This window comes from Paenibacillus solanacearum, from assembly GCF_910593845.1.
Taxonomy (GTDB): Bacteria; Bacillota; Bacilli; order Paenibacillales; family NBRC-103111; genus Paenibacillus_G; species Paenibacillus_G solanacearum.
In genome coordinates this window covers 56,280-63,537 of sequence record NZ_CAJVAS010000036.1, presented here as the reverse complement: position 1 = coordinate 63,537, position 7,258 = coordinate 56,280, and the positions used below count along the sequence as shown (strand labels likewise).

General features: G+C 50.3%; 7 protein-coding genes. All 7 read left to right on the top strand.

Annotated features, from left to right (window positions below):
• The first annotated feature begins 181 nt into the window (after positions 1–181).
• The 7 genes from KXG62_RS26335 (at position 182) to KXG62_RS26305 (ending at position 7,255) form a co-directional block, all read left to right on the top strand.
• Positions 182–799, top strand: a complete 618-nt coding sequence (locus tag KXG62_RS26335; protein ID WP_218095014.1) for a hypothetical protein — start codon at positions 182–184, stop codon at positions 797–799.
• Between the two features lie 273 nt (positions 800–1,072).
• A complete protein-coding gene (locus KXG62_RS26330) occupies positions 1,073–1,516 on the top strand; it encodes a HEAT repeat domain-containing protein (RefSeq protein WP_218095013.1) in 444 nt (147 codons plus the stop codon).
• Positions 1,517–1,575: 59 nt separating this feature from the next.
• Positions 1,576–1,872, top strand: coding sequence for a hypothetical protein (locus KXG62_RS26325; RefSeq protein WP_218095019.1), 297 nt, complete (start codon positions 1,576–1,578; stop codon positions 1,870–1,872).
• Between the two features lie 240 nt (positions 1,873–2,112).
• The gene (locus KXG62_RS26320; protein WP_246627650.1) at positions 2,113–3,921 is read left to right on the top strand and encodes a cache domain-containing sensor histidine kinase; all 1,809 of its coding nucleotides are present in this window, start codon (positions 2,113–2,115) and stop codon (positions 3,919–3,921) included.
• Complete coding sequence (locus tag KXG62_RS26315) at positions 3,893–4,660, top strand: response regulator (RefSeq protein ID WP_218095012.1); 768 nt, start codon at positions 3,893–3,895, stop codon at positions 4,658–4,660. Before KXG62_RS26320 ends, KXG62_RS26315 begins: the two co-directional genes overlap by 29 nt.
• 328 nt (positions 4,661–4,988) lie before the next feature.
• Complete coding sequence (locus KXG62_RS26310; RefSeq protein WP_218095011.1) at positions 4,989–6,293, top strand: ABC transporter substrate-binding protein; 1,305 nt, start codon at positions 4,989–4,991, stop codon at positions 6,291–6,293.
• Positions 6,294–6,379: 86 nt separating this feature from the next.
• Positions 6,380–7,255 (top strand): carbohydrate ABC transporter permease, encoded by an 876-nt coding sequence (locus KXG62_RS26305; protein WP_343223520.1) that lies wholly within the window; start codon positions 6,380–6,382, stop codon positions 7,253–7,255.
• Positions 7,256–7,258: the final 3 nt, after the last annotated feature.

Below are 7,258 nucleotides of genomic sequence, written 5' to 3'. Positions count from 1 at the left end.
ACCTCTAATCCAGGGGGCTGGCCGCCATCCATTTATCGCGAAAGAATGCTGTCGCAAGCAGCTTAGTAACGGGATACCTGTATGAGTGTGTTTTCAAACTGCACTTTTATTGACAACTCCACAAAGTGTTACACGTCGTAGTACTTGGTCCCCACCAACACCTATAGAAGTTGTCCAACTAGTGGGAAATAGGCACCGTAGGCTGGTTCAAAGTGAAATTCAGTTATTAGAAGTGTTAATTGAATCACTTAACAGGCTGGAGCAGAAACTACATGGAATTACACCGGCAGTAGTGTGGCTCTGGAATGAAATCGGTCAGAAGGAATACCGACCAAGATCTGAAAATGAATTCTCCGATTATGTAAAACAGCATTTGGAAGAGGATCTTTTAGGGAAGGGAATCGTTGTTAACCGAGAGGTGGAAATACGGAGAAGCGCTGGGTCATTACCTGGAGAACGTACAGATATTCATGTTAATGCAGTATTAACAGGAATATCAAAGGGATCTTTTGAAGTCATTACAGTTATTATTGAGGTTAAAGGAAATTGGCATCGTGAGCTTTTTCAAGCCATGGAAACACAATTAGTAAACAGATATTTAAAAGAGGGCAAATGTAAGTATGGCCTATACTTAATTGGTTGGTTTGAGAGTTCACGGTGGGATGCAACTGATAATCGTAAATCTGCAATTCCATCATGTGGACTACAAGTTACCAAGGATACATTAAAAGATCAGGCTACAAGTTTATTAAAGAAAGGGGTGAATGTTAGATCATTTGTTATGAATCTATATCTGTAACGCCGTTTTGCCGATGTATTAGCGCTTATTCTAACCATGTGGGGTGCTATGTGTAGCTGAAGTTAAAAACATAAAGCAAATGAGTATATCGCTTGTGAACAAAATGCGGTTACAATATAATAATGGAGGCGGACAAAGTAGCTGCCAGTAATTCTAAAAGCGGCAAATCCGCTACATAAGGCTACCGACCTTTAACTTCTTTACGCAGTATCGTGTAGACCAAGCTTTTTTTTGCAAGTTTGTTTTAAATAAAATGGAACGGGATGGGATCATTTGGGTACATTAGAAGTACAAAGCGGATTACCTTCGAATTATGAGCAATTAAAAGGATCCGCGAATCGCACGTCCAATTGGAAAGAACGTTTAGAGGCCGTCGAACAGTTGGGTCAATGGAAAAGTAAGCAAACCATCGATGTACTGACGCATAGAATGTATAACGACACCGTGTATAAAGTGCAAGAAGCGGCTTTCCAGAAGCTCAAACAATGGGGCGAAGAGGTTCAGCTGCCGCCAAGGAAAAAAGGCGAGTTGTTTAAAGGATTAACTAAAATTTTAGTAAGAATTAAGAAAAGCTTGCCCGAAGGCCATTCCTTTGAGATGTTTAAAGAGAAGTTGAAAAAGATGAGGCTCGATGTATATGATACCTACGAGGGAGATAAGGGCGCTGACTTCGATACGTGGCTGGAAAGCACGTGGGCGTCATTATCGACAAGATAGGCGGAGTATCGATAAAACCGATTGAGGGTGATTTTCTGAGAAGACAGAAGCAAAAACCAATGTCATTTGACGATCTGCTGAAAGATTTGCAAGGCCAGAATACGGCACAAGAAGATCCTAATCATATTGCATTAGACGCGTTGTTTAATGAATCGTTCATGGGTGAGCATTCCCAATGCGAGACGTTTGAAGCGTTTCTTGAGAAAGGCAATTTCCAAGTAAAGACGCGGGAAGATATTCTGAATATTCCCGACGAGCTTTTTGATCGGCATGTCGCAAGGGAGACGAAGTTCGACGATTGGAAATCCATGCTGGACACAGCAACTAAGGAATATAACGTAAAGAATGATCGGTAGAATGAAAGTGAAGCTATCGAAAATTGATTGAACAGATGACGGCCAATCCACGCTGGGATTGGTCGTTATTTTATTATTCGAGGCCGTTTGCCATACGATCGGTGATAGAACAAATCCATGCGCCTTGCCTTCGCCATGCTACAAATCTACGCGCTTTTCCCAAGCCCGCCACCGGCCCGGACAGAAGTGGTATAATGACTACTACGACAACAGGAGTCATTGCCGGAGGCTGAGGGCTGCATGCGAATGAAGAGAGAGCTCGGGAAGTTTTGGCCGCAGAAGCTGAAATACCGTTTGTTTACGGCGTTTGTGCTGTTGATACTGCTGCCGTTCTGCGTGCTGACGGTGTACAACTACAGTAAGATCGAGACGATCATTCAAGACGAGGTCAGCCAACAGAGCCACGCACAGCTGGAGAATTTGAATCGCTCGCTTCAGGATCAGATGAGCATCGCCTTCCGCTCCGTGCTGTTTCTCGAGCAGGACTCGGCGGTGCGCGCAACGCTGAAGTATCCCGAGCGGTTCCATAAGCTCGATAACCTGTATTTAATGGAAGAGAAGTTCAGGGGACTGAACACGAGTTTTTTTCTGCTCCATCCCACGGTGTACTTCACGGTGCTGGATCTAAAAGGAAACGTTTACACGTCTAATTTGCCGAAGGAAACGTTGAATTACGAAACGATACTCGCCAATCCCCGGTTTCAGGAATCGCTGAAAGGGGAAGCCAAGTATACATGGGTGCCTCGCGATGTGAACCACGTGTTCCGCGATACGTCGGCCAGCCCGTATTTGCTGTCGCTGTATGCGGTTATGCGGGAGCCGGACAACCGGCCCTACGGCTTGGTACGGATTAGCATCGACTACACCTACTGGTTCCAGTCGGTGCGCTATTCCTCGTCCGGCAGCCAGCCGTACTTCATTATTACGGGCAAGGGCGAGCCGGTGGCGCAATCGGTTGCGAGCAGCGCGCTTCCCGATCCGATCGTGCAGAAGGCGACTGCGAAGCCCGAGAAAGGCTATATTCTCGACGAGCCATCCCAGGCGCTGATCAATTTCAGCTATATCGAGTCGCTCGACTGGTACATTGTCACGATTATTCCGTACGATCTGCTGTTCAATAAAATTCAGGCGCTGAAGCATAATTACTATATTACGTACAGTCTCTTCATGGCCGCGTTCATCCTCATCGCGCTGTTGATCTCGTTCACGGTCACCCGGCCCTTGTCGCACATCCAGATGAAGATGCGGGAAGCGGTGCGGAACGATCTGAAGATCAGGCTTCCCGAAGAGCCGTATAAAGGGGAGATACTGGAGCTGTCCCGCACGTTCAACACGATTCTGTCGGATATGGACGAGCTGATCCAGCGATTGAAGGTCGAGCAGCGCGAGAAGGATGCGGTGCATTTCCAAATGCTGCTGGCGCAAATGAATCCCCATTTTCTGCTCAACACGCTCAATACGATGAAGTGGATCGCCCTTCGCAAGGAGCAGGCGGATATTGCGGAGATTTGCATGTCGCTGGGCAAGCTGCTGGAGACGAGCCTGAACGCGGATATGGAGCTCATCTATTTGCGGGAAGAAATGCAGCTCATCCGCGCCTATATGTACATCCAACGTACCCGGTACAAGGACCGGTTCGAGGTGCATTACGAGTACGAGGCGCGGGACGAATATGTGCTGGTGCCGAAGCTCAGCCTGCAGCCGCTCGTCGAGAACGCGATCCAGCACGGCATTGCCGGCCGAACGCAGGGCGGCGTGATCCGGATCCGGGTCAAGGGGGACGGACATGAAGCGTTGGTGCTGGAAGTAGAGGACAACGGACTTGGCGTCGAGAAAGCCAAGCTGCAGCAGAATAAACGGGCCCGACCCGGCATCGGCCTGGAAAATATCCGGCAGCGGCTCCGGCTGTTGTTCAAGGACAAGGGGGCGCTGGAGATCATTCCCCAGGCGGAAGGGACGCTGGTACGCATTACGCTGCCGTATTTGCTCGCGGTGCCTTATGAGAAAGGGGGCGGTCCGGTTGTGGAAGGTGATGATCGTCGAGGATGAGGTGTTCGTCCGGGAATCCGTGAAGGAGCTGATCCGCTGGGAAGAGATGAACTTTACGCTGGTGGCCGAGGCGGGCGACGGACTGGAAGCGCTGGAGCTGATGAAGAAGGAGCCACCCGATCTGGTCATTACGGACATTATGATGCCGGGGATGGACGGGGTCGAGCTGCTGAAGGAAGCGCGCAGGGCGGGGATGACGAGCAAGTTCGTCATGCTCACCTGTATTGGCGATTTCGAATATATGCGTCAAGCGATGGAGTACGGCGCCTCCAACTATATTCTGAAGCTGTCGATGAGCGTCAACGACCTGAGGGAAACGCTGTCCAAAATCAACAACGAGCTGACGCTGGCCAAGGCCAAGCAGCCGCCGGACCAGACGCAGCATCAGCATAACGCCGCGGCGCCCGAACGGAACATATCTCATCCCGAATTGAACAAAATATTATCGTATATTGAACAAAACTACGATAAGGACATTTCTGTGAAGTCGCTTGCGCGGTATGTCATGATGGGCGAGAACTACGTCAGCGCCTTATTCAAGAAAAAGATAGGTACAACCTTGATTCATTACCTTCACGAGGTCCGGGTCCATCGGGCGATCCGTTATTTGCTCGAAACCGACTTGACGATCCATGAAATCGGCCAGAAGGTCGGATTTGTGAACGACAATTACTTCATTAAAATATTCAAGCGATGCACCGGAACGACTCCGAGCCAATATAGGCAAAACGTCAAATAGCGCGAAACGACCGCATTCCGAGGTGGAGCACTCCGCCTGCGCCGAATGCGGTTTTTGGACTTTAGCAACATCAATGTACAGAATTGTTCCATGCGAATTTGCATCGTTTTCTTCCATGCAGATGACATATTTGTTCATTACGCTTCCCCCGGGAGCTTGTTATCATTGGGTGTACCAAGGGCAAAGGCAATGGGCAATGGGAACCTGCGAAAGCGCAATCGGCAAGACGAGCGAATCCCGGTCGGGGCCATTCCGGCGCCGTCCGGGAAGAAGCGCAGGACTGATGGACAGAGAACAACAACTACTTAGTGGGGGAAGTGATGCGATCATGAAGATGAGACAGGTTGGTTTGTTTACGCTTAGCTTGCTGCTGGCGGGAGGCTCTCTCGCAGGCTGTGCCAAGAAGGACGAGGGAAGCGCCGCCGGCTCCGATAAGAAGAATGTCGTGCATCTCAAGTTTTGGGGCGGGGTGCCCGTGGAAGCGGGTCCTCAGGAAGTGGTCGACCAGTGGAATAAGGAAAACCCGGATATTCAAGTGGAGTACGTGCGCTTCGTCAACGACGATGTCGGCAACGTCAAGCTCGATACGGCGTTAATGACCGGTCAGGATGTCGACCTGTATGCGACGTACAACTTCGCGAGGTTCCAAGGCAGGGCGAAGTCCGGTCTGGCGCTCGATCTCGGCCAATTCAAGGATTACAACATCGACGAGATGATGGGGCCGAATGCGGCGGATTGGAAAGTGGACGGCAAATACTTCGCGATGCCGACGAAGAGAGATTTGCACTTCGTATGGCTCAACAAAGAAGCGCTCGACAAAGCGGGGCTTCCGGTACCTTACAACTGGACCTGGAGCGATATGCGCAAATACGCCAAAACGTTGGCCGGCGTCAAACCGTGGGGACTTGTCGAAGACATGGTGACGTGGGATTTCGTGCTCGATTCGCCGATCGTAACGGAAGGGTTCGTGAAGCCGGACGGCACGTCAAATCTGGATAACCCGTATACGCGCAAAATATTGGAAACGATGCATGGCATGATGTACGAGGACAAGAGCATCCCGATGTACGGCGAGCAGCTGGCTAACAAAATGCGGGTGGAGGACGAATTCCTGAAGGGCAATGCCGGCATGTTCTACGCAGGCGAGTGGATTTTCCGCTTCGCCAACAATTTGAAGGATTACCCGCGCAATTTCAAAATTGCGATTGCCCCGATTCCGAAAGTGACGGAGGATCAGAAGAATCACCGCGTCTTCGGCGGCTTGGGCGATGCGATCGCGATCAATCCGAAATCGAAAAATATCGAGGCGGCGTGGAAGTTTATGAAATGGTACGCCGACGGAGGCATGCTCCCGCTGACGAAGGGCGGACGCATCCCGTCATCCAAGGCGGTCAGTACGGACAAATCGATGCAAATTTTGCTCGATGGCGTCGACAAGCTGTATGACGTCGATTCCGTTAAGAAAGTGCTGTTCAACAACGATTTCAAAACATTCCAGAGCAGCCTGCCGCAGCAAATGATCGACGCCCGGAAAAAAGAATACCAGCTGTATTTCACCAACGACCAGACGCTGGATCAAGTGTTCAGCAAGGTGGTCAAGAGCCATAACACCTACTTGCAGCAAAATAAATAACGAGTCGGGTGCCGCGGCGCAGGCGTTGCGGCACTTCTTCTCTCTTTAGAAGGCGCGCCCCTTTAAATCAACTGGAGGACTTGTCTATGAAATGGGGAAAAAAGCAACAGCTTGCCGGTTATTTCTTCGTGCTTCCCAATATTATCGGCGTCACCGTATTTTTCTTTATTCCGGCTGTATTCACGTTCGTTATTTCGTTTACGAATTGGAAGTTCACGACCAAGACGGCCGATTTCGTCGGATGGGCCAACTTTCAGCGATTGTTTCAGGATGAAGTGTTCTATGAAGCTTTGCGGAACACGTTCGTGTTCTTGTTGTCGGTACCCGTGTCGGTTGTACTGGCCTTTTTCGTGGCGCTGCTGCTGAACAAGCAGGTATATTTGAAAAATTGGCTGCGTGCCATGTACTTCCTCCCTTATATTACCAGTGGTGTCGCGGTAGCGTTCGTGTGGATGCTGCTGTTCGATGCGAAGAACGGGCCGATCAACCAGCTTCTGCGCTCGGTAGGCATAGCCCATCCGCCCGGATGGTTTTCCACGACGACTACGCCGATGCTGGCTTACGATATCATCTGGATTTGGCTGCTGCTCGGGTACAACATGATCATTTATTTGGCCGCATTGCAGGAGGTGCCGAAGGAATTGCTGGAGGCCGCCAAAATGGACGGAGCCAAGGCGAGGCATACGATCCGTCATGTCATTCTTCCGCTCGTCAGCCCGACGACATTCTTCCTGCTGCTGACCGGCTTCGTGGTTACGGTCAAAGCGTTCGGCATCATGGAGGCCGTCACCCACGGCGGTCCGGGAACGAGCTCGCAGGTGCTGTCGCTGTACGTGTACAAAACCGCTTTCCGCTATTATGAGATGGGCTACGCTTCGACGATTTCGATCGTATTGTTCGCGTTCATCTTGCTCATTACGCTGTTCCAGTGGTATGGCCAGAAAAAATGGGTCCATTACTGAGAA

Coding starts and splice junctions, on each gene's coding strand:
- KXG62_RS26305 (WP_343223520.1), top strand. CDS start 6,380: ATGAAATGGGGAAAAAAGCAACAGCTTGCCGGTTATTTCTTCGTGCTT.
- KXG62_RS26310 (WP_218095011.1), top strand. CDS start 4,989: ATGAAGATGAGACAGGTTGGTTTGTTTACGCTTAGCTTGCTGCTGGCG.
- KXG62_RS26320 (WP_246627650.1), top strand. CDS start 2,113: ATGCGAATGAAGAGAGAGCTCGGGAAGTTTTGGCCGCAGAAGCTGAAA.
- KXG62_RS26325 (WP_218095019.1), top strand. CDS start 1,576: ATGTCATTTGACGATCTGCTGAAAGATTTGCAAGGCCAGAATACGGCA.